This is a genomic window from Psychroflexus tropicus DSM 15496, from assembly GCF_000378765.1.
Lineage (GTDB): Bacteria > Bacteroidota > Bacteroidia > Flavobacteriales > Flavobacteriaceae > Psychroflexus > Psychroflexus tropicus.
In genome coordinates, this window is sequence record NZ_KB905342.1 from 295,932 (window position 1) to 318,194 (window position 22,263).

At 37.3% G+C, this 22,263-nt stretch carries 19 protein-coding genes and 1 tRNA gene; 16 read left to right on the forward strand and 4 right to left on the reverse strand.

Annotated elements, in window-relative coordinates:
- Positions 1-6: 6 nt before the first annotated feature.
- The 5 genes from kbl (at position 7) to F598_RS0101245 (ending at position 7,864) form a co-directional block, all read left to right on the forward strand.
- Complete coding sequence (kbl, locus tag F598_RS0101225; protein WP_019037190.1) at positions 7-1,209, forward strand: glycine C-acetyltransferase; 1,203 nt, start codon at positions 7-9, stop codon at positions 1,207-1,209.
- A gap of 72 nt (positions 1,210-1,281) precedes the next feature.
- Positions 1,282-2,655, forward strand: coding sequence for an OmpA family protein (locus tag F598_RS0101230; RefSeq protein ID WP_019037191.1), 1,374 nt, complete (start codon positions 1,282-1,284; stop codon positions 2,653-2,655).
- A gap of 62 nt (positions 2,656-2,717) precedes the next feature.
- Complete coding sequence (locus F598_RS0101235; RefSeq protein ID WP_019037192.1) at positions 2,718-5,417, forward strand: PD-(D/E)XK nuclease family protein; 2,700 nt, start codon at positions 2,718-2,720, stop codon at positions 5,415-5,417.
- Between the two features lie 11 nt (positions 5,418-5,428).
- Positions 5,429-7,123 (forward strand): single-stranded-DNA-specific exonuclease RecJ, encoded by a 1,695-nt coding sequence (gene recJ / locus F598_RS0101240; protein ID WP_019037193.1) that lies wholly within the window; start codon positions 5,429-5,431, stop codon positions 7,121-7,123.
- Between the two features lie 42 nt (positions 7,124-7,165).
- Complete coding sequence (locus F598_RS0101245; protein WP_019037194.1) at positions 7,166-7,864, forward strand: LysE family translocator; 699 nt, start codon at positions 7,166-7,168, stop codon at positions 7,862-7,864.
- Positions 7,865-8,044: 180 nt separating this feature from the next.
- Here F598_RS0101245 and F598_RS0101250 read toward each other — a convergent pair.
- Positions 8,045-8,115, reverse strand: a tRNA-Cys gene (locus tag F598_RS0101250).
- Positions 8,116-8,177: 62 nt separating this feature from the next.
- Entirely contained in the window at positions 8,178-8,537 is a 360-nt protein-coding gene (folB, locus tag F598_RS0101255; protein WP_019037195.1) for a dihydroneopterin aldolase, read from the reverse strand.
- Between the two features lie 156 nt (positions 8,538-8,693).
- On the opposite strand from folB, the gene F598_RS0101260 reads away from it, so the two are divergent.
- From F598_RS0101260 to tsaB, 6 genes are all read left to right on the forward strand, one after another.
- Positions 8,694-9,395 (forward strand): ABC transporter ATP-binding protein, encoded by a 702-nt coding sequence (locus tag F598_RS0101260; RefSeq protein WP_019037196.1) that lies wholly within the window; start codon positions 8,694-8,696, stop codon positions 9,393-9,395.
- On the forward strand, positions 9,388-10,632 hold the full coding sequence (locus tag F598_RS0101265) for an ABC transporter permease (protein ID WP_019037197.1): 1,245 nt from the start codon (positions 9,388-9,390) through the stop codon (positions 10,630-10,632). The genes F598_RS0101260 and F598_RS0101265 overlap by 8 nt, the downstream gene beginning before the upstream one ends.
- A gap of 1 nt (position 10,633) precedes the next feature.
- Complete coding sequence (locus tag F598_RS0101270; RefSeq protein WP_026302441.1) at positions 10,634-11,893, forward strand: ABC transporter permease; 1,260 nt, start codon at positions 10,634-10,636, stop codon at positions 11,891-11,893.
- A gap of 27 nt (positions 11,894-11,920) precedes the next feature.
- On the forward strand, positions 11,921-13,045 hold the full coding sequence (locus F598_RS0101275; protein ID WP_019037199.1) for an efflux RND transporter periplasmic adaptor subunit: 1,125 nt from the start codon (positions 11,921-11,923) through the stop codon (positions 13,043-13,045).
- Positions 13,046-13,060: 15 nt separating this feature from the next.
- Complete coding sequence (locus tag F598_RS0101280; RefSeq protein ID WP_019037200.1) at positions 13,061-14,497, forward strand: TolC family protein; 1,437 nt, start codon at positions 13,061-13,063, stop codon at positions 14,495-14,497.
- 138 nt (positions 14,498-14,635) lie between these two features.
- On the forward strand, positions 14,636-15,295 hold the full coding sequence (tsaB, locus tag F598_RS0101285) for a tRNA (adenosine(37)-N6)-threonylcarbamoyltransferase complex dimerization subunit type 1 TsaB (protein ID WP_019037201.1): 660 nt from the start codon (positions 14,636-14,638) through the stop codon (positions 15,293-15,295).
- Between the two features lie 4 nt (positions 15,296-15,299).
- On the opposite strand, the gene F598_RS0101290 is transcribed toward tsaB, so the two are convergent.
- The gene (locus F598_RS0101290) at positions 15,300-16,142 is read right to left on the reverse strand and encodes a mechanosensitive ion channel family protein (protein ID WP_019037202.1); all 843 of its coding nucleotides are present in this window, start codon (positions 16,140-16,142) and stop codon (positions 15,300-15,302) included.
- A gap of 39 nt (positions 16,143-16,181) precedes the next feature.
- On the reverse strand, positions 16,182-18,251 hold the full coding sequence (gene metG, locus F598_RS0101295; protein ID WP_019037203.1) for a methionine--tRNA ligase: 2,070 nt from the start codon (positions 18,249-18,251) through the stop codon (positions 16,182-16,184).
- Positions 18,252-18,384: 133 nt separating this feature from the next.
- Between metG and F598_RS0101300 the strand changes: the two genes are divergently transcribed.
- The 5 genes from F598_RS0101300 (at position 18,385) to F598_RS0101320 (ending at position 22,198) form a co-directional block, all read left to right on the forward strand.
- Positions 18,385-18,945, forward strand: coding sequence for a hypothetical protein (locus tag F598_RS0101300; protein ID WP_019037204.1), 561 nt, complete (start codon positions 18,385-18,387; stop codon positions 18,943-18,945).
- Between the two features lie 540 nt (positions 18,946-19,485).
- A complete protein-coding gene (locus F598_RS0101305) occupies positions 19,486-20,382 on the forward strand; it encodes a S66 peptidase family protein (RefSeq protein WP_019037205.1) in 897 nt (298 codons plus the stop codon).
- A 2-nt stretch (positions 20,383-20,384) separates the two neighbouring features.
- A complete protein-coding gene (locus F598_RS0101310) occupies positions 20,385-20,747 on the forward strand; it encodes a YraN family protein (protein WP_019037206.1) in 363 nt (120 codons plus the stop codon).
- Positions 20,748-20,758: 11 nt separating this feature from the next.
- Positions 20,759-21,772, forward strand: coding sequence for a pirin family protein (locus tag F598_RS0101315; protein WP_019037207.1), 1,014 nt, complete (start codon positions 20,759-20,761; stop codon positions 21,770-21,772).
- Between the two features lie 27 nt (positions 21,773-21,799).
- Entirely contained in the window at positions 21,800-22,198 is a 399-nt protein-coding gene (locus F598_RS0101320) for a hypothetical protein (RefSeq protein ID WP_019037208.1), read from the forward strand.
- Positions 22,199-22,263 lie beyond the last annotated feature (65 nt).

Consider the following 22,263-nt stretch of genomic DNA (forward strand, 5'->3'; position numbering starts at 1 on the left):
AGATTTATGTATTCAAATAAATTACAACAACAACTCATTGAAGAAATTCAAAGCATAAAAGATGATGGGCTTTATAAAAAAGAACGCGTCATTACATCTCCTCAGGGAGCAGAAATAACTCTCGATTCTGGAAAAAAAGTTCTCAATTTTTGTTCAAACAATTACCTGGGTTTATCTTCTCATCCGGAAGTAGTTCAGGCAGCTAAAGATACTTTAGACTCTCACGGTTTTGGAATGTCTAGTGTAAGGTTCATCTGCGGAACACAAGATATACACAAACAACTCGAGTCTGAAATTGCGAGTTTCTATGGAACAGAGGATACCATATTATACGCCGCCTGCTTTGATGCCAATGGTGGAGTTTTTGAACCTTTACTGACTAAAGAAGACGCCATTGTTTCAGACTCCCTTAATCATGCCTCAGTAATAGATGGTGTAAGATTATGTAAAGCTGCGAGATATCGCTATCAGAATGGCAATATGGAAGATTTGGAGACCCAACTCAAACAAGCTAGAGAAGATGGCGCCAGACACATTTTGATTGTTACAGACGGAGTGTTCTCCATGGACGGTCTTGTTGCGCCACTTGATGATATTTGTGATTTAGCAGATAAATATGAATCTCTAGTTATGATTGATGAGTGCCATGCTACAGGTTTTATTGGTGAGAAAGGTATAGGTACGCTAGAAGAAAAAGGTGTCTTAGATCGCATCGATATTATAACTGGAACTCTAGGAAAAGCACTCGGAGGTGCGATGGGCGGTTACACGACAGGTAAAAAAGAGATAATCGATCTATTGAGACAAAGGTCCAGGCCTTACTTATTTTCAAATTCCCTCGCTCCGTCGATTGTTGGTGCATCTCTAAAAGTTTTCGAAATTTTGAAAAATGACACCAGTTTGAGAGATAAATTAACAGAAAACACGGTATATTTCAAAAAACACATGAAAGAAGCTGGTTTTGACATTATAGATGGAGAATCAGCCATTGTTCCGGTTATGCTATACGATGCTAAGTTATCTCAAGAAATGGCTTCAATGCTGCTAGATGAGGGTATTTACGTGATTGGCTTTTTCTATCCAGTAGTGCCTAAAGAGAAGGCGAGAATTCGTGTGCAATTATCAGCAGCACATGATAAAGCTCACTTAGATAAAGCTATAGAAGCCTTTGTAAAAGTAGGTAAACACTTAAAAATTGTCAAAAGTTAACGAAATTAGCAATTTTAATTTTACATTTGTTTAGTATATAATACAATTACCTTTAAACTAAAACAAAAAAACATGAAAAAATTGAACAAAATTTTATTGCTTCTGGTTCTCACTTTTAGTGTAGCTAGTATGCAAGCACAAGACGAAAACAACCCATGGGCTGTTGTTATCGGAACTAATGCTGTTGATTTCTATGCAGCTGGTAACGATTTTTTACCTGATGGTTCAGAGGGAGGAAGTTTATTTAGCGAATATTTTAATGCCAACGACCATTGGAATATCGTTCCTTCTGTTTCTTATTTAGAAGTGAAAAGATACGTGGGTGACGGTTTTAGCGCTAGATTAAGCGGTTCTTTCAACCAGATTGAGAATGTTGGAAGAGTTTCATCGCAAGATATTAGTTTTTATAACATTGGTGCTGGAGTTGAATATAACTTCAAAAATTTATTAAATACCTCAGTGTTAGATCCATTTTTAGGTGTAGGTGCAGGCTATTATTGGTTAGATGATAATGGAGCCTCTACATTTGATGCAGGGTTAGGCTTAAACTTTTGGTTTACAGATAACATAGCATTCACAGTAAAATCTTCTTATAATACTGCATTTGAAGATGATAATTTTGATTATTTCCAACATTCTGCTGGTTTAACTATCTCTTTTGGAGGTACTGATACTGATGGTGATGGAGTATACGATAAAGATGATGAGTGTCCTGATACTCCTGGTTTAGCAGAATTCAACGGATGTCCAGATTCTGATGGTGATGGTATCGTTGATAAAGAAGACGAATGTCCAGATACAGCAGGTTTAGCTGAATTTAATGGTTGCCCAGATTCTGATGAAGATGGTATCGCAGACCCTAATGATGAATGTCCAAACGAAGCTGGTACTGAAGCTTTAAACGGATGTCCTGATTCTGACAATGATGGTGTAGCTGATAAAAATGACGAGTGTCCTAATGAAGCTGGTCCAGAAGCTAATGATGGTTGTCCTTATCCTGATTCTGATGGTGACGGCGTTTTAGACAAAGATGATATGTGTCCAGATGTTGCTGGTACTACAGCTAACAATGGTTGTCCAGAAGTTACTGAAGAAGTTCAAAAAGAACTTAATGAGTATGCTAAAACCATTAATTTCGCCACTGGAAAAACAACGATTACAAAAGATTCTGAAGAAGCTTTAGAGGCAATTATTGCAATTTTAGATGAATACCCTAACGCTAAGTTTACTGTAGAAGGTCATACAGATAGTGTAGGTAGTGCTCAAAATAACAAAAGATTGTCTGAGGCTAGAGCACTTTCAGTTAAATCTTTCCTAGTTGATAATGGTGTCGATGAATTTAGATTATCGTCTGCTGGATATGGCGAAGAAAGACCTGTTGCTGATAACAGCACAAGAGCAGGTAGAGCTGAAAATAGAAGAGTTGAAATCAATTTGATGAAATAAATTATTTCTAAAAATTATAACTATTAAACACCCCAATTGGGGTGTTTTTTTATTTTTAACCTATGCAAACTTTCATAGATGACATAGCTTCAAAATTTAAGGAGGAGGATTTTAGCGAGAATCACTTTATTCTGCCGAGCAGAAGAGCCGCTCAGGCATTTTCTAAGGCCCTATTTCATAAAAAGAATAGTAGTTTTCTGGTTCCTAAAGTTCAAAGTATAGAAGAGTTTATTGAAAGTATATCGGGCATTACCATCATTACATCGCTGGAAACCTTGTTTGAATTTTATAAAGTCTACAAAGAAGAGACTAATCCAAGCAAACAAGAGCCCATAGAACAGGTTTATAATTGGGGGCAATCCATAATACAAGACTTCAATGAAATCGACCGTTATGATATTGATGCCGACCAATTTTTCGGTAACCTAAAAGCGATAAAAGACCTAGAGCATTGGTCAAATTCTGAGGTAAAAACTGAGCTTGTAAAAAATTATATCGAATTCTGGAATAGTCTACCAAGATATTACAAGGCTCTTAAGGAAGACCTCAGATCGAAGCATAAAGCTTACCAGGGCATGGCCTATCTTGAAGCTTTACATCAGATAGAAGATTATCTAGCCTTAAATAAAAAGAGATATAATTTCATAGGCTTTAATGCTTTAAACACCTGTGAAGAAAAGATGATCGAATTAGTCGTTAAAAAAGGAAGAGGTCAAGTATTCTGGGATATCGATAAAAGCCTTTTAAAAGAAAATAGTGCTGGAATGTTCATGAGGTCTTACGCAAAAAACTGGTCAGTTTATAAAGAAAAAGAGCTTATACCCACCTGCAATTCTTACAATGATTTTAAAGAAATAAACCTCTATGGAGTTTCAAAAAAAATTGGACAGGCAAAACTCGTAGGTGATGTGCTTTCCAAACTTACAACAGATGAGTTAAACCATACGGCTTTAATTTTGGGAGATGAAACCCTCTTACAGCCTATTCTCGCCTCCCTCCCGAAAAATATTGAAAATCTAAATGTGACAATGGGATCTCCCTTAGCTAATACTAGTCTTGCTCCCTTGTTTAATATTATATTCCAATTGAGGTCTCTAAATGAAGATTATATTTATTACGAGCAACTCTTTGAAATTCTTGATCATCCTAACATCAAAAACTCATTTCAGGAAGAAGTGCTCTGGCTAAAGGAACATCTAAAAGCAAATAATATTGTTTTTCAAGACAAGCTGGAGCTTTTCAAAAAGATAGATCATCTAAGTTCAGAATTCTTACAATTGATGAATTTGACTACCAATACATCAAATTGCAGCGTGTTGGAATTTCTAGATAATTGTCTTAAGCTTATCGAACTTTTAAAACCAAACCTGAGTCATAATTCATTGTCTTTAGAATATCTATTTGGATTTAAAAAACTGTTTTTAAAGCTTGAAAATTTAATGGATAAGTCTGAACTTATTAATGATTTCAAAGTTTTTAATCATATCTACCTTGATATACTATCGAAAGAGACTTTAGATTTTGAGGGTTCTCCGTTTGAAGGTCTTCAAATTATGGGCATGTTGGAAAGTAGGGTTCTGGATTTTAAGAATGTAATTATCACCTCAGTAAATGAAGGCATCTTACCTTCTGGGAAATCGCAAAATAGCTTTATTCCTTTTGATTTGAAAAAAGCATATAAGCTGCCCACTTTTAAGGAAAAAGATGCAATCTATGCTTATCATTTTTTTAGATTGATTCAAAGAGCAACCACCTGTCATTTTATTTACAATAATGCCACTACTGGCGTGGAAAGAGCAGAAAAAAGCAGGTTTATTAAGCAATTAGAAATCTTTAAATCGCCCCAACATAGGATAAACAACTACACTGTAAGTGCTAAACGGGATCACAGTGAGACTTCATTGGAAGTAATTCACAAAACACCAAAAATGATTAAAAAACTGAAAGCTCTTTTGAGTTACGGCATCTCACCATCAGCTTTAGCTAGCTACATTAGGAATCCCATCGATTTTTACAACCGCTATGTGTTAGGACTAAAAGATCTAGAGGACTTGGAGGAGGATATATCATATAAAGCCTTAGGAACAGTTATACATGAGTGTTTGGATTTGCTTTACAGAAGCTATCAGGGAAAGAATATATTAGAAGATGATGTGAATCTAATGCTTCAGAAGTACCCTAATATTATCGATCAATTATTAGAAAAAATATATCAAAAAGACTCCTTATCAAGAGGAAGAAATCTAATAGATGCCCATATTGCTAAGCATCAGGTCAAGCGTTTTTTATTAAAAGAAAAAGAACATTTGAAGGGGAATACCTTAAAAATCCTTGAGGTAGAAGGGAAACATGAAAAGCCTTTAAAGATTGAAGGTATTGACTTTGAAGTTAAATTGAGGGGGACAGTAGACAGGGTTGATTTGTTTAATGATCAATTGAGAATTATCGACTATAAGACTGGTAAGGTTGAAGCAATTCAATTATCTATCCCTAAAGATTGGGAGGAGTTTTCTAGTGATTATAAATACTCCAAAGCCTTTCAAATTCTTTTTTATGCCCTCCTTAAAGAAGAAAGCCTAAGTCAGGACGCAACAGCGGGTATTGTGTCGTTCAAAAACTTGAACGCTGGCTACATGAAGTGTAAGCGTGCGAAGTCAAATAATAATTTATTAGAGTTCGTGAATGAGTTTAAAGGGGAATTAAGTAACTTGATTTTAGAAATACTAAACCCAGAAGTCCCATTTACTGAAAAATCTGTATAAAGTGATACGTTATGCGTTGGAAATGTATTAACACTCCTGAATCCCAAAAGATAGATCAGCTCCAAAAAGCTATTGGAGTTGATCGGCCAATTGCTGAGCTTCTTGCTAAGAGAAACATAACCACCTTTGATGAAGCCAAATTGTTTTTCAGGCCAAACCTTGATGAGCTTCATGACCCTTTTTTGATGAAAGGAATGCAGGAGGCCTGCGAGCATATCATCTGTCATATTAAGCAAAATAAACCAATCATGGTTTTTGGAGATTATGATGTGGATGGTACGACAAGTGTGGCCCTTATGAGTTCCTATTTAAAACAGCTTGATGCAGAAGTTTTAAGCTACATACCAGATCGGTATGAAGAGGGTTACGGCATCTCCTATAAAGGAATAGATTACGCAAGAGAGAATAACATTGAACTTATCATTGCCTTAGACTGTGGTATAAAAGCCATCGATAAGGTAAAGTATGCAAAAGATTTAGGTATTGAATTCATTATATGCGATCACCACCGACCAGGTGATCAGATTCCGGATGCTTTGGCAGTTTTGGATCCGAAGCAAGAAGACTGTCATTATCCATACGATGAGTTATGCGGTTGTGGAGTAGGTTTTAAACTTATTACAGCTTTACAGAGTAAGTTAGGCTTACCAGAAAGAGAAGTGTATAAATATTTAGATTTGGTAGCTACAGCCGTAGGATCTGATATTGTACCAATTACGGGAGAAAACAGGATACTCGCTTATTTTGGGCTAAAATTAATCAACTCGAGAAAAAGACCCGCCTTTAAAGCTATTCTGGAACAAACTAAAAAGCGAGAACTTACTATTACTGATGTGGTTTTTATGATAGGCCCAAGAATAAATGCTGCAGGAAGAATGAAACATGGCCTTCTAGCCACTCAATTGCTCTGCGAAAAAAGTAAGGATAAGGTCGATCAATTAGCAAAGGATATTGAGCTTTTTAACACGGATAGAAAAGACACCGACAAGAGCATTACAAGTGAAGCCCTTGAACTCATCAAAGAAAATAAAGAGGAAAACAGATTTACAACGGTTGTATACCAACCGCACTGGCATAAAGGTGTAATTGGAATTGTAGCCTCCAGACTTACAGAAACTTATTACAGACCAACTCTGGTGTTTACAAAAAGCGGTGATAAGCTAGCAGCTTCTGCCCGATCGGTCAAAGGTTTCGACGTGTATGATGCCTTGCAAGACTCGTCTGAATTTATCGATCAGTTCGGAGGTCATAAATATGCTGCAGGCCTAACCCTAGACGAACAAAATTTTGAAAAATTCAAAGAGAAATTTGAAGAAGTAGTAAAAAAAACTATCGATCCAAAGTTACTTGTTCCTGAATTGATTTTCGATTCTGAAATAAGTTTTAGAGCAATTACTCCTAAATTTATCAGGATTTTAAAGCAGTTAGCACCCTTTGGCCCTGGTAATATGAAACCAACTTTTGTAACCAGGAATGTAAATACAACTGGATTCGTGAAATGCTTAGGTGAAGAAGGGCTCCATCTAAAATCAAACTTAGTAAATGATGGTATTGTTTTCACATCGATTGGATTTAACCTGGGACCAAAAAAAAATCTCATGGAATCTGGAAACAAATTCGATATTATTTATACCATTGAAGAAAACGAATGGAACGGGAATACGACTGTACAACTCAACTTGAAGGACCTCAAAAAGTCTAATTAATTACAATTCCTTAACTTTGATTAACAAATCGATTTCGATTCTATGTTACAGGACATAATTTCTGCTATTCCTTTAGGCTTTTTCTTAGCCTTTATGGTGGGTCCGGCTTTTTTTATTTTATTAGAAACCGCTGCGATGAGGGGTTTTAAAGCTGCCTTTTCTTTTGATATGGGAGTTATCTTGGCAGATATTGTCTTTATTTTCATTGCTTATTTTAGCACCAATCAACTACTTAGAAGTATAAAAGATGACCCAGCCTTATTTATTTTTGGTGGAAGTGTCCTTGCCATTTATGGTTTGATTGCCTACATCAAGACAAGAAAAGCTACATACACCAGAGCAGACTTTGAGGTGCAAAAACTAAAACGAAAAGATGTATTTGGCATCATTGTCAAAGGCTTTTTACTAAATTTTATCAACATTGGAGTGTTGGGCTTTTGGCTAGGGCTACTCATTATTTTTGGACCTTCAATGGACATGGATGGTTCAAGACTTATTGTATTTTTTACAACGATTATTGTCACTTACTTGTTTATTGATATTTTAAAAATTCTACTGGCAAAAAAATTCAATAAGAAACTCACTCCAAAACGTATTACTCTTTTTAAGAAAGGGATCAGTTTTTTATTAATCATTTTTGGAGTTATCCTAATATTGAGAGGGATTATACCCGAAAAAATAGAACAGATTGAAGACCAATTTGAGACCACCTCTTTAGATCTGAATTCTGTTGATTTATAAAAATTAAAACCTTTAAATCTAAGAGTTTATTTAAACTGGATAGATTTCGTATTCACGTTGAAGCATTAAATATAGATCTTCATAAAGTTAATTGAGAACCCTAAGGGTTTAAGTGATAAAAAACTTTTAGCTATAAAAAAAGCCTGATAGGAGATCAGGCTTTTTAGTGAAAGTGTTTTGAGGTGTCGAGCGGATTCGAACCGCTGTAGATGGTTTTGCAGACCACTGCCTAGCCACTCGGCCACGACACCTTTTTAGGAAGTGCAAATTTAAGAAATTTATTCAATCCTCCATGTCATTATGAAGATAAGATTTAATCTCGAGTTCTAGATAAGGTAATATTCACGTCTTCTACATCACCTCCTAATGGCGGATTGAGTTTAGCCACCTTGACCCGTGAGGATTTTACCGGGGTCAATTCAGAAAAAATTCGATCCAGGATCCTCTTTGCAACGTGTTCCAGAAGTTTAGAGGGCTGTTTCATTTCCTCCTTCACGATCTTATTAAGATGAACGTAATCAACTGTATCTGTCAATTGATCTGTTTCTGCGGATAGATTTAAATCTGCTTCAACACTTAAGTCCACTCTATAATCACTTCCTATCTTGGTTTCTTCAGGCAAGCAACCGTGATAGGCATAAACTCTTATATTATTTAATGCAATTGTATCCAATACTTTTTTTAAACAAAGATAAAGAGGAATCGCTTAATATATGAATTGATTTTTATTACGAATACTAAAGTTAATTTAAATTTTAACACTTCTGTAACAGGCTAAATTGTAACATCTGTAAAAAAATGGAGTCTTACTTTTAGGAATACAACTATTATGATTGAAATTAAAGATTTACACAAGTCCTACAAGATGGGAAAAAATTCTCTTCACGTGTTGAAAGGAATTAATTTTAGCGTAAAAGAAGGAGAGTTAGTCTCTATTATGGGATCATCAGGGTCTGGTAAATCAACACTTCTGAATATTCTTGGGATGCTAGACGAAGCAGACTCTGGTTCTTATACTCTAGATGGCGTTCCAATTAAAAATCTAAATGAAAAACTTGCTGCTCAATACAGGAATAAGTTTTTGGGATTTATTTTTCAATCTTTTAATTTAATAAATTATAAGTCAGCATTAGATAATGTGGCTTTGCCTTTATATTACCAAGGTGTCAACCGAGCTGAGCGTATGGAACGTTCAATGGCCTATCTGGAAAAAGTAGGCTTAGCCAAGTGGGCTTCACATAAACCCAATGAACTTTCTGGAGGACAAAAACAAAGAGTAGCTATTGCCAGAGCTTTGGCTAGTGATCCTAAGGTCCTTCTTGCCGATGAGCTTACAGGGGCCTTAGATTCAAAGACTTCTTACGAAATTATGGATTTGATTCAGCAAATCAATGATGAAGGAAGAACCATTTTGGTGGTGACTCACGAGGAAGATATTGCCCAAATGACCAAGCGAATAGTCAATTTGAAAGATGGGGTTATCATAGATGATAAATACGTTAACCAAGTAAGAGCTATACAAAATGTTTAGTCTAGAACGCTGGCAGGAGATTTTTGAGACGATCTCAAAAAATAAGTTAAGGACTTTCCTTACTGGCTTTTCTGTAGGATCTGGCATCTTTATCCTTGTCATTCTATTAGGCGTAAGTGTAGGGTTTCAAAATGGAATTGAAAATCAGTTTCAAAATGATGCTGAAAATATCATTAACATTTACCCCGGCGAAACAAGTATAGAATATGAAGGATTCAACGAAGGCAGAAGAATTCAGTTAAAAAATGAAGATTATGCTTTAGTGACAAAAAGTAGTTCTAACGAAATTGAATATAGTTCTTCCATGTATCAGATTTTTGCAGGTTTGATTACTTACAAAAGCGAATCTGGCAGTTATCGGGTAGAAGGCGTTATGCCAGACTATCAGTTTTTGGAAAAAGCAGAAATTATTGAAGGCCGATTTATCAATACAAACGATCTTGATGGAAATGAAAAGTATGTCGTTATTGGAAATCGTGTCAAAAAAGATCTATTCAAGGAAGGATCACCCATTGGAAAGCAGGTAAAAATTTCTGGTCTTAATTTTAAAGTGATTGGCGTATATACAGACCCTGGTGGAGATCGTGAGGAAGGTCGGGTTTATGTCCCACTTACTACCGCTCAAATTGTATTCGGTGCTGGAACTGATATCAGATCTATTGGCCTAACACTTCCTAAAGAAGACAATTACGATTTAGCATTAAAAAACTCTTCAGCTTTTGCTGCAAAAATTGAGCAACTGCTGAAGAAAAAACTACAAATTGCTCCTAAGGATGAGAGTGCTATTTACATCAACAATAATATTGAAAATACTAAAGAGGTCTATATCCTCATTGGAGCCATGAGAGTTTTTTTCTGGGGGGTTGGTATTGCTACTCTTTTAGCAGGAATTATTGGAGTGAGTAACATCATGCTCATCATTGTTAAAGAGCGTACTAAAGAAATAGGTATTAGAAAAGCTCTGGGCGCAGAACCGCTTTCTATCGTTGGAATGATCTTACATGAATCCATTTTTGTAACGGCGATATCAGGCCTATTGGGTTTAATTTTCGGGCTAGTCCTTTTGGAAGTAGTTGGACCTTATATCGAGTTGGACTTTATCAGAAATCCAAGTGTCAACTTCAGTATTGCAGTTTCCACTTTGATATTATTAATCGCAGCAGGCGCAATTGCGGGCTTCTTTCCAGCTTGGAGAGGAGCTAAAATAAAGCCTATAGATGCACTAAGAGACGAATAATATGTTTAGTAGAGATAAATGGAATGAGGTTTTAGAGTCGCTGACTTCAAATTTGTTTAGAACAATTTTGACAGCTTTCGGAGTATTTTGGGGGATTTTTATTTTAGTCATCCTTCTGGCTGCTGGTAATGGTTTTGAAAATGGGGTCAAACAACTTTTTGACGGCATATCCTCCAACTCAATGTTTATGTGGTCACAAACGATATCTAAATCTTACGATGGCCTTCCTAAGGGACGCCGATATAATTTTGAACTTCAAGATGTTGCCGAAATAAAAAATGAGGTTAACGGTCTCAAATACGTTTCACCGAGAAATCAATTGGGTGGCTTCGGTGGAGATAACAACGTGGTCCGAGGACTCAAAAGCGGTGCTTTTAACGTGTATGGTGACTATCCTGATATTCAGTTTCAAGAGCCAATGAAGGTTCTTAGAGGTCGCTTCTTAAATCAAAATGATATTGAAAATAAGCGAAAAGTTGCGGTGATTGGTGAAGGCGTTATAAAAGGTCTTTATGATTTTGATGAAGATCCTTTAGGCACTTACATCAAAATCCAAGGTGTAAACTTTATGGTGATTGGGGTGTACAAAAAAAGAGGTTTTGGTGGTGGAAATGCTGAAGAAGAACAAAAACAAATTTATGTTCCCTTTACAGCTTATTCTCAAGCCTTCAATATGGGACAAACTGTGGGTTGGATGGCTATCACTGCAGATGATGATAATTCCATCACAGAATTGAAGACAGAAATATTTGACATTATCAAAGAAAATCACAGCATCGCTCCAGATGATGATCGAGCGATTGGAAATTTTGACCTCTATGAGCAGTTTTCTAAAATCTCCGGACTGTTTATTGCACTTAACGCAGTAGCCTATTTTGTAGGTATTCTGATTTTGTTTTCAGGAGTTATTGGTATCAGTAATATAATGTTGATTGTCGTCAAGGAAAGGACCAACGAAATTGGCGTGCGACGTGCTTTAGGGGCAACCCCTTGGCAAATAAGAGGTCAGGTGCTTTTTGAATCTGTATTCCTTACCATTATAGCAGGCATGACAGGTATTGCCTTTGCAACTGGTATTCTCGCCATTATTAATGCATTACTTCCAAAAGATTCAGACATGCCTTTTGTGAATCCTAGTGTAGATCTCATAACTGTATTAATCGCCTTAATGATACTTATAGTCTCTGGTCTCTTAGCTGGCTTTATTCCAGCTCAAAACGCTATAAAAGTAAAACCAGTAGATGCCTTAAGAACTGAATAAAACAACCTTACTAATAGAAATAAACCCATGAAAAAAGTTATTACCATTATCGTATTGCTCCTCATTGTAGCCTTATTTGGAGGATCTTTATTCTATCTGTATCAGAAGAATCAAGAAAGTCCCGAGGTGTTTAAAACCGAAGAGCCTACCACCGAAACTATTGTAAAAAAGACTATGGCAACAGGAACTTTAATTCCTAGAGAAGAAGTAGAAGTAAAACCTAACATCTCTGGTGTAGTAGACAAGCTGTTTGTTAAGCCTGGAGATAATGTAGAGATCGGGGATATGATTGCTCAATTGAAAGTAGTCCCTAATATCACAAACTTGAACTCGGCAAAAAACCAGGTGAGGCAATCCAAGATCAATTTAGCTAATGAGAAAAAGATTTTTGAAAGACAGAAGGAGTTATATGAACGCGGAGTGATTTCAGAAAATGATTTCGACCTGGCAAAAAATGCATATGATAATGCTTTACAAACGGTGAGAGCAGCAGAAGAGAACCTTGAAATTATCGAAACAGGAACCACTCAGGACGCAGGAAATGCAGCTACTACAGAGATAAAAGCAAGAATTTCTGGAATGATACTGGACGTTCCTATAGAAATCGGTAATCAGGTTATTGAAGCTAATAACTTTAATGAAGGGACCACTATAGCAATTATTGCGAAAACAGATGATATGATCTTCAAAGGCAAGGTGGATGAGTCTGAAGTTGGAAAAATCGAAGAAGGTCTGCCACTCGAGATTACAGTAGGAGCTATTGAAGACAAAACCTTCAACGCCACATTGGATTACATTTCACCAAAAGGCACAGAAGAAAACGGTGCTGTTCAATTTGATATAGAGGGAAGCTTAAAACTAAACGACTCTATTTTTATTAGAGCTGGCTTGAGTGCTAATGCTTCAATCATCTTAGAGCGTTCTTCTGATGTACTGGCGATAAGTGAATCCTTAGTCCAATTCGAAAAAGAAACGAATGAGCCATTCGTCGAAGTGGAAGTGGGTGAACAAGAATTCGAAAAAAGAATGGTAGAACTAGGTCTTAGCGACGGTATTAATGTCGAGGTTGTATCTGGAGTAGATAAAGATGATAAAATCAAAGTGTGGAATCGTGTAGAAGCACCTATCGCAGGAAATCGCCGAGGAAGATAATCTAAGATCATAACTATGAAATTTACTTTATATATATCAAGTCTATTACTTTTTACGACTTTACTTTCAGCACAAGAACAACCAGCTGAATGGACCTTAGAGGCATGCGTAAGCTATGCCATGGATAATAATATTTCTATCAGGCAGTCTATGCTTGATCAGGAAAATGCAGATATTAGTAAGAGTGAGGCAATTGGAAATTATTTACCTAGTTTGAATGGTAGCGGAAGCAATAGCTGGAACTCTGGTTTAACTCAGAATATTACAACGGGAGTTTTGGAAAATCAGGTGGTACGTAACCTTACTGTTAATGCTACTGCAGGCATAACTCTTTTTGACGGACTTAGAAATCTTAGAACTTTCCAAAGAGCTAAGTTAGAACAGCTCGCAAGCCAGTACTCACTTCAGCTTATTAAAGATGATATTGCACTTTTTGTTGCTAATGCTTACTTAGAGATATTAGTAAATAAACAACAGCTAGCCTTGTTGATAGAACAAAATCGAGTCACCAAAGAACAGATTGAGCTGACTAGGAAAACGGTTGAGGTCGGTACTGCTCCTGAAGGAGATTTATTAGAAATACAGGCCACCAATGCAGATGAAGAGCAACAAATTATTATCGCAGAAAACAATCTGAGAATATCAAAAATTAACCTTGCTCAAACCTTGCTTATTGAGGACTATCAAAATTTTGATATTGCTGATGATGAATATGATGTTCCACTTACCGATATTATGTCCAAAACTCCAGAGGAGATCCTTGAAAAGGCAAGACAGGAACGCTATGAAGTGAAAACTGCTGAGCAACAAGTAGAACTGGCTGAAAAAGACATCGAAATTGCCAGAAGTGGTTTATACCCGTCACTAAATGGATTTATTAATTATAACACTCGTGAAAACGACAGAGGACGAACAGTTGGCGCAAGCATAGACCCTGATGAACCAACACGACAAATTGGGGTTGTAGAAGCAACTGGAGAGTCTGTAGTCACTGGTAATTTTATTACTGAAACAGCAGGCCCAAGTAGTTTTTTCAGTCAATTGGCCAGAAACGACGGATTAAGTTACGGGGTACAATTGAATATTCCGATTTTTAACGGCTTTGCGACGAGGAACTCTATAAAACGAGCAGAAGTTAACGTTAAAAGAGCAGAGTATCAATTGGAACAAGCCGAATTAGACTTAGAAGCAAATGTATATCAGGCTTATGTTGATGCGCAGGGAGCAGCTAAATCATATGAAGCAGCTCAAAAGGCGGTAGAATCTCAACAACTTGCCTTTGAATATGCTCAGGAACGCTTTAATGTAGGGGTTTCTAATGCTTTTGAACTGAGTCAATCAAAATTTAGATTAACCAATGCTGAAAACAGGTTGATCAATGCCAAATACGACTATATATTCAACCTTAAAGTCTTAGAATTATTCTTTGGAATCAGGGTGGTAGAATACTAGTGTTTAAAGAATATAAAATACAACTCGAAACGTTTATTTAGACATCAAATAATATCTTTCGTATTAAAATGTTTGGCTTAAATTTGAGCCAAACATTTTCATTTTATAAGCTAGAAATCATTAAAAAAGTCAATCATCTTGAGTATCATTCTTTGCATAGAAACCTCAACCACCAATTGCTCTATAAGCATTGGTAAAGACAATCAGGTCCTAGGCCTAAAAGAGGAAAACAGTAAAAGCTTTTCACATTCCGAGCAGCTTCATACTTTTATAAAAGAACTATTAGAACAACTTAGCCTATCAATGCAGGATCTGGATGCGATTTCGGTGAGTAAGGGTCCTGGATCTTACACAGGACTAAGGATAGGAGTTTCTGCGGCAAAAGGGTTGGCTTATGCTTTAGATCTTCCACTAATTTCTGTTTCGACATTGGAATGCCTGGCAAGGCAAGTTCATATAAATGGAGGCTATATTGTCCCCATGTTAGATGCCAGGCGTATGGAAGTGTATTCTGAAGTATTTAAGGCGAACCAACATTCAAAAAGAGAAATACGAGCTGAAATACTCAACGAAGATTCCTTTAAAGAAGAATTAAAACAAACTCAGCTCCATTTTATTGGAACTGGTATAGAGAAATTTGAAGCCATTTGCAATCATCCTAATGCAGTTTTTCATAAAGAAAAACTTCCGTCTGCTAAAGAACAATTCTTTATAGCGAAACGGAAGTTTGAAAATAATGATTTTGAGGATGTGGCTTATTTTGAGCCCTTTTACCTTAAAGATTTTGTGAGTCACTAAGACTTTATTTTTCTTTGCTCATGTCAAATAAATGCACATCGCGTTGTGGGAATGGGAAGGATACTCCAGCATCTTCTAGCTCAACTTTTAGCTTTTCGATGGTATCGAAGTGTAAGCCCCAATAGTCTTCTTGCTTAGCCCAAAATCTTAATGAGAGATTTACAGAATTGTCTGCTAACTCAGACACAAAAACTACGGGTTCTGGATCTTGCAATGCACGTGAATCGGAATTGACGATATTGAGCAGTACTTCTCTTGCTTTCTTGATATCACTATCGTATGAAATACCTACCGTCATGGCATTTTTACGTAAAGGCTCGTAAGAATAATTGGTCACCTTATTATTTGACAATTGACCATTGGGGATCACCACGCGTTGATTGTTAAAGGTGGTGAGATAGGTATAAAAAATACTGATTTCAGTTACAGTTCCAGACTCTCCCTGAGCATCAATAAAATCTCCCACTTTAAAGGGTTTGAGGATAATGATGAGAACTCCTCCCGCAAAATTGGACAAGGAACCCTGTAATGCTAAACCTATCGCTAAACCAGCTGCTGCTAAAATTGCCGCAAAGGAGGTTGTTTCCACTCCTAGCTTGGTAATAATCACAATAAATAAAATGATCTTAAGCACAACACTAAGTATGCTCAGGGCAAATCCTCTTACGCCAGAATCAACCTCTCGTTTTTCCATCACTTTTCTTAGTCGACCAATGATCAATTTGATGACCCAGAGGCCAAGAATAAGAATGACCAACGCCGCTATGATGCTAGGCAGATAAGACAATAACTTATCTAAAAAATAATCGGCGTAAGCGCCAATACTGTCCACTGTAATGTCTTCCATGATTATAAAGTTAATTTGTTAATACACAAATATATAATATTAATTTATTGCTGTACCATTATGTACGGAGTTATCGGTTTCAGGGTTTACAAAAGTCAACTTACCTGAAGCATCTTCAGTCATCAAAATCATGCCTTCACTTAGGGTTCCTTTAAGCTTTATCGGTTTCAAGTTCACCACCACACTTACACGTTTACCGATCAGTTCTTCAGCCTTGTAATGCTCTGCTATACCAGAAACGATTGTTCTTTGATCAAGCCCAGTATCAACCGTAAATACCATCAACTTTTTAGTTTTGGCTTTTTTCTCAGCGGCGATAATGGTCCCAACTCTTAAATCAAGTTTGGAAAAGTCTTCAAAGGTCGCCTCTTCCTTTTGAGGCTCCAATTGGCTTTCTTCTTCTGAATTTAGTGCTTTGGAAGCTTCAAGCTTTTCGACTTGTTTTTCGATCTCATTATCTTCAATCTTGCTAAATAAAAATTCAGCTTTATGTATCTGATGACCTGAAGGAACTAATTCAACCAATTTAGAAATGTCTCCCCATAATACGTGGTGAGTGAATCCTTCAAAATTCAGCATGGTTTTAAGCTTTTGAGCCGTAAACGGCAGAAATGGCTCACTGATGACGGCTAAAGCTCCAGCCACTTGAAGTGCGACGTACATAATCGTAGCTGTGCGCTGCGGGTCAGTTTTTTGAAGTTTCCACGGCTCAGCATCCGCTAAGTATTTATTACCGAGTCTTGCTAAGTTCATCATCACGCCCTGAGCTTCACGGAAGCGGTATTTTTCTATCGAATCTGATATGCTTTGCGGGAAGGTTTTGATATCCGCCAAAACCTTTAAATCAGTGTCGGTCAAGTCTGAGGCTTTTGGCACCACCCCTTTGTAATATTTATTGCTGAGCACCACAACTCTATTGATGAAGTTACCGTAAATCGCTACGAGTTCACTATTGTTTCTGGTCTGGAAATCTTTCCAGGTAAAATCATTGTCCTTAGTTTCTGGGGCATTGGCAGTAAGGACGTACCTCAAGACATCTTCTTTACCTTCAAAATCTTCTAAATACTCGTGTAACCATACCGCCCAGTTTTTGGAGGTAGAGAGTTTCCTACCTTCCAAATTTAAAAATTCATTGGCCGGGACATTATCTGGCAGGATGTAACTGCCTTCTGCTTTCAGCATTACCGGAAAGATGATACAGTGAAACACAATATTATCTTTTCCAATGAAATGAACCAGTTTGGTGTCTTCATCTTTCCAGTACGGCTCCCAGTCCTTCCCTTCTCGCTCGGCCCATTCTTTGGTTGAAGAGATATAACCTATAGGAGCGTCAAACCAAACGTAAAGTACTTTACCTTCACCACCTTCTACAGGCACGGGAATACCCCAATCCAGATCACGAGTAACCGCTCTGGCTCTTAAACCTTCATCGATCCAAGATTTACACTGTCCGTATACATTAGACTTCCAATCCTTTTTATGATCTTTTAGAATCCAGTCTTTTAAAAATCCGTCGTATTGATCTAAAGGTAAAAACCAGTGTTTGGTGGATTTTAAAGTAGGGACATCGCCAGTGATGGCCGATTTTGGATTGATTAAATCGGTCGCATTTAAAGATGAACCGCATTTTTCACACTGGTCGCCGTAAGCTTCCTCATTGCGGCACTTCGGACAGGTCCCTGTCACAAAACGATCGGCTAGAAACTGATTAGCTTTCGCATCGTAGAGTTGTTCGGTGGTTTCTTCAATGAATTTGTCATTGTCGTACATATTTTGAAAAAACTCTGTCGCGGTCTCATGATGCACTTGAGCAGAAGTCCTGGAATAATTATCGAACTGAATGCCGAAATCCTGGAAGGATTGCTTGATGATCGCGTTGTACTTATCGACTACATCCTGCGGACTCACCCCTTCTTTTTTAGCCTTTATGGTGATGGGCACTCCATGTTCGTCGCTGCCACACACAAAGACGACATCTTCGCCTTTTAGTTTTAAATAGCGTGTATAAATATCTGCAGGAACATACACTCCAGCCAAATGACCAATATGTATAGGTCCGTTGGTGTAAGGCAGTGCTGCCGTAATCGTATAGCGTTTAGGGGTTTTCATAACTTCAAAATTTCTAGAACACAAATGTAATAAACGCTGCGTTATAGAAACCTTAGTTCAACCTATTAGTTAAAGTTGCATTTTTAATTTTATTAAAGTATTTTTAACCAAAATAATTATAACCCTTTTTATTATGAAATTTATCCAAAACACTTTATTGATTGTGTTATTATCAAGCGTTTTAATCTCTTGCAGCAGTGATGATGATCAGCCTACATCAATTGAATCTAATAACTTTTTAAGAGTTGGAGATCAGGAATTTGAATTGAAATCTGGAGTCATACAAGACTACGGAGCTTTTCAAGATTTGTACAACTTTGACATTTTTTTATTCTCTTTAGATACAAGGATTGAAAATGGTGAAGTAGTTCCTGTTGATAATTCAGAAACTGTAACTTACCTTTATTTAGAGTTATTCACAGATAATCCAGATGATCTCAATGTAGGTAGTTATAACTATAATGATTTCAGTGATAGAGGTAACTTTTCATACACTTTTTCAGAAACAGGAATTAATATAGCCTTTGAAGGAGGAAATCAACAAGAAAGTTTTGTAGAAATTCAAAATGGAACTTTAGAAGTAATGAGCACTGGAACTACCTATGAGTTTGAGTTCACAGGTACAGATGAGGAAAACAGATCTATTAGCATGTATTACAAAGGATCTTTAAATAATGTAGATTTTAGTGACTAAGATAAAAACATGGGCTTATCACTCTGAATTTTGATAAGAAGATCTAAGGCGGCAAAAGTATTTAGCCGCCTTTTTTATTTTATCAGCTCTATTTTACTTGTTCAATTTTTTTCAAAATTTTGAAAAGCTGTTTATAATGAAGCTTACATACATAACACTGCTCTTCCCATTCTTATGGAAGCTTAGCCTATCTTGAAGTAGTTATAATGATCAACTAATAAATGAATTATCACAGAACACTCTAAAAATTAATCATAGGTGAAGGTGTTTTTGCCTCAGGATCTAAAGAAAATTTTTCAGCAGACATTCACTTAAGGATTGGATTGGATTTGTAGAAGTTTAGAGAATTATTTAATCCTCACACTCCCGAAATTTCGGGATATTAAATACTAATAGAAATTGTATTTACAGACCTCACAGTCTCCAAAGCTTTGGGGACTGTGAGGTCTTGTTTATTGCCAGATATCCTCATCTTAATCTTGGTTCAAGAATTAGCATGGATTTACAAGAATTAAGTATTTTAGTCAAACAAATTCAACAATGATAATTCCTCCCCCATTACATAAAGGTGATAAAGTAGCCCTTATTGCTTCCGCCAGATCGATTTCAAAAGAAGATCTGCAGCCCGCCATTTCCCTTTTAAAGTCTTGGGATTTGCAACCGATTTTGGGGTCGAGCATAGGTTTACAAGCAAATCAATTCGCTGGAAGTGATGAGGAGCGCGCAGTAGATCTTCAAGAGCAAATCAATGATGCTAGCATCAAGGCCATTTGGTGCGCTAAAGGTGGCTATGGTTCTATACGGATATTAGATCTGGTTGATTTTTCGATGTTTAAATCACAACCTAAATGGCTAATTGGCTATTCGGATGTAACGGCGATTCACCTGCACCTGCAAAATTTAGGCATAGCCAGTCTCCATGCTCAGATGGCTTCAGCAATCGAAACCCGATCGGCTTCGACTTCAGAGGAACTAAAAGCCGTATTGTTTGGAGAAAAGCATCAAATTCAATATGCCTCCAGGCACCCGAATCAGGTGAACGGCGAAGTGAAAGGAGTGGTCATCGGTGGAAACTTATCGGTATTGTATTCAGCAATAGGAAGCCACAGCATGCCAAGTTTTAAGAATAAAATTCTATTCCTCGAAGATTTAGACGAGTACCTCTATCACATCGACAGAATGATGCAGAACCTTAAACGCAGTGGCCTGATAGGCCAAATCTCAGGCTTGATTGTGGGAGGAATGACCGCTATGAATGATAATGAAACTCCCTTTGGCAAAACTGCTGAAGAGATCATATTTGAAGTGGTGAAAGATCTCAACATTCCTGTGGCTTTCAATTTTCCAGCGGGTCATGTCGAGACAAATTTACCTTTGATATTTGGGAAAACGGCTCATCTTAGTGTAACTTCAGAACTAGTAAACCTGTCTTACTAACTATGGCTCAGCATAACGAATTAGGCAAAAGCGGCGAAAAAGAGGCGGTCAATTTCCTTAGAAATAAGGGCTATGAGATTCTGGAAACCAATTTTGTTTACGATAAAGCAGAAGTCGATATTATCGCCAAAACGGCTGACAGGTTGGTGGTGGTAGAAGTCAAAACTCGTAGCACGCCAGACTTTGGCGATCCTCAGGAGTTTGTGAAACCCGCCCAGATTAAACGTCTAGTCAAAGCTATAGATTATTACATCAATGAAAAGGATATCGATCTGGAAGTGCGATTTGATATTGTCGCCATTATTAAAAATAAATTAGGAAAACGTATAGAACATCTTGAAGATGCTTTTTATTACTTTGAATAAACTTTAGGATTATGAGCAAGCCGATTATAAAAATCAAAGAACTCGGATTTCACTGGGAAACCAAAGATCCGTTTATGTTTTGTGCCTTTCATCAGGATCAGTACCCAAAGGGTGAAGCCCATTTAGGACCCTCCAAAGAAGCTCTAAAGGGTAGATTTCTCGGTAATGACTTCCAGAAAAAAGACGGCTGGCGAATGTATCACGGGCAGGAAGTGCCTGGGTTCCCCTACCATCCCCACGCAGGCTTTGAAACCATTACTCTGGTAGAACAAGGCTATGCCGATCATTCGGATTCCATGGGCGCCAAAGGCCGATTTGGTCAGGGAGATGCCCAATGGATGACCGCAGGAAAGGGTGTGCTACACTCCGAAATGTTTCCGCTAGTCAATCAAGACAAAGAAAATCCCTTGCTGCTGTTTCAGATCTGGTTGAACTTACCCAAGCGCTCCAAAAAAGTAGAGCCGCATTATAAGATGCTATGGCATGAGGAGATTCCGATTGTTGAAGAGAAGGATGAACATGGAAACCTAGCTAAAATCAAAGTGATTGCAGGACAGTATAAATCTCAAAGCGCTTTGGATCCTACCCCGGACTCACTGGCTGCCGAAGATGAAAACGACATTCAAGTCTGGCGCATTACCTTGGAAGCAGGTGCAGGATTCACTTTACCTGCAGGCCATACAGAAAGTAACCGCGTCTTGTTTTTCTATGAAGGTGACGAATTGAAAACAGAGGGTTTCGAGATTCCTTCAGGACACTCCTTGGATTTAGATGCCTCACAAGAATTGAAGATCACTAATGGCAATAAAAAGGCTGAATTACTTTTATTACAGGGCAAACCCATCAATGAACCTGTAGTGCAGCAAGGCCCTTTTGTCGCCAATTCACGTGAAGAGATGAGTGAAATCATCAGCGAGTATCAGCGTACACAGTTTGGTGGCTGGCCCTGGCCTAAAGCGGAGTTTACCCACGGTGATCAAGGACGGTTTGCTTTGTTTGCAGACGGAAAGCTGGTAGAGAAATAGTATGACTTTTAGTTTGAGAAACTGATTATGAAAAAATTCATCCTAGTTTTATTTATTGGTTTTAGTCTCTCCTCTTGTGCAGAACTCTTCCTGGACGATGACATCAATTATCCTGAAAGCGATGAGCCTATCACTTCTTTTGAAATCAATGTGGGCAATAATCCACTGGGTGGGAATAATATTGTGGAGTCAAGCTTGGGCACTTTTAACATAAACCAAAGTGCAAGCTTTAAGTTACAAGCACAGCATTACCAAATCAGTAGAATTGAACGCAATCAAGACACTGGAGAAATTACTTATCTGTATCAACCGGAAAATGGTTATGTAGGTGAGGATTATGTAGAGATTTTAGCACCAACCGATCGAAATGGCAATCCAATTTTTGAAACCAAGGTGTATGAGTTTCAGATTAATGTAGGGCAGTAAAAACCCACTCAAAATCTTAATATTTGTCATTTCAAGCGGAGTCGATAAACCTAAATTATTGAAAT

Coding starts and splice junctions, on each gene's coding strand:
- kbl (WP_019037190.1), top strand. CDS start 7: ATGTATTCAAATAAATTACAACAACAACTCATTGAAGAAATTCAAAGC.
- F598_RS0101230 (WP_019037191.1), top strand. CDS start 1,282: ATGAAAAAATTGAACAAAATTTTATTGCTTCTGGTTCTCACTTTTAGT.
- F598_RS0101235 (WP_019037192.1), top strand. CDS start 2,718: ATGCAAACTTTCATAGATGACATAGCTTCAAAATTTAAGGAGGAGGAT.
- recJ (WP_019037193.1), top strand. CDS start 5,429: ATGCGTTGGAAATGTATTAACACTCCTGAATCCCAAAAGATAGATCAG.
- F598_RS0101245 (WP_019037194.1), top strand. CDS start 7,166: ATGTTACAGGACATAATTTCTGCTATTCCTTTAGGCTTTTTCTTAGCC.
- F598_RS0101260 (WP_019037196.1), top strand. CDS start 8,694: ATGATTGAAATTAAAGATTTACACAAGTCCTACAAGATGGGAAAAAAT.
- F598_RS0101265 (WP_019037197.1), top strand. CDS start 9,388: ATGTTTAGTCTAGAACGCTGGCAGGAGATTTTTGAGACGATCTCAAAA.
- F598_RS0101270 (WP_026302441.1), top strand. CDS start 10,634: ATGTTTAGTAGAGATAAATGGAATGAGGTTTTAGAGTCGCTGACTTCA.
- F598_RS0101275 (WP_019037199.1), top strand. CDS start 11,921: ATGAAAAAAGTTATTACCATTATCGTATTGCTCCTCATTGTAGCCTTA.
- F598_RS0101280 (WP_019037200.1), top strand. CDS start 13,061: ATGAAATTTACTTTATATATATCAAGTCTATTACTTTTTACGACTTTA.
- F598_RS0101290 (WP_019037202.1), bottom strand. CDS start 16,142: ATGGAAGACATTACAGTGGACAGTATTGGCGCTTACGCCGATTATTTT.
- metG (WP_019037203.1), bottom strand. CDS start 18,251: ATGAAAACCCCTAAACGCTATACGATTACGGCAGCACTGCCTTACACC.
- F598_RS0101300 (WP_019037204.1), top strand. CDS start 18,385: ATGAAATTTATCCAAAACACTTTATTGATTGTGTTATTATCAAGCGTT.
- F598_RS0101305 (WP_019037205.1), top strand. CDS start 19,486: ATGATAATTCCTCCCCCATTACATAAAGGTGATAAAGTAGCCCTTATT.
- F598_RS0101310 (WP_019037206.1), top strand. CDS start 20,385: ATGGCTCAGCATAACGAATTAGGCAAAAGCGGCGAAAAAGAGGCGGTC.
- F598_RS0101315 (WP_019037207.1), top strand. CDS start 20,759: ATGAGCAAGCCGATTATAAAAATCAAAGAACTCGGATTTCACTGGGAA.
- F598_RS0101320 (WP_019037208.1), top strand. CDS start 21,800: ATGAAAAAATTCATCCTAGTTTTATTTATTGGTTTTAGTCTCTCCTCT.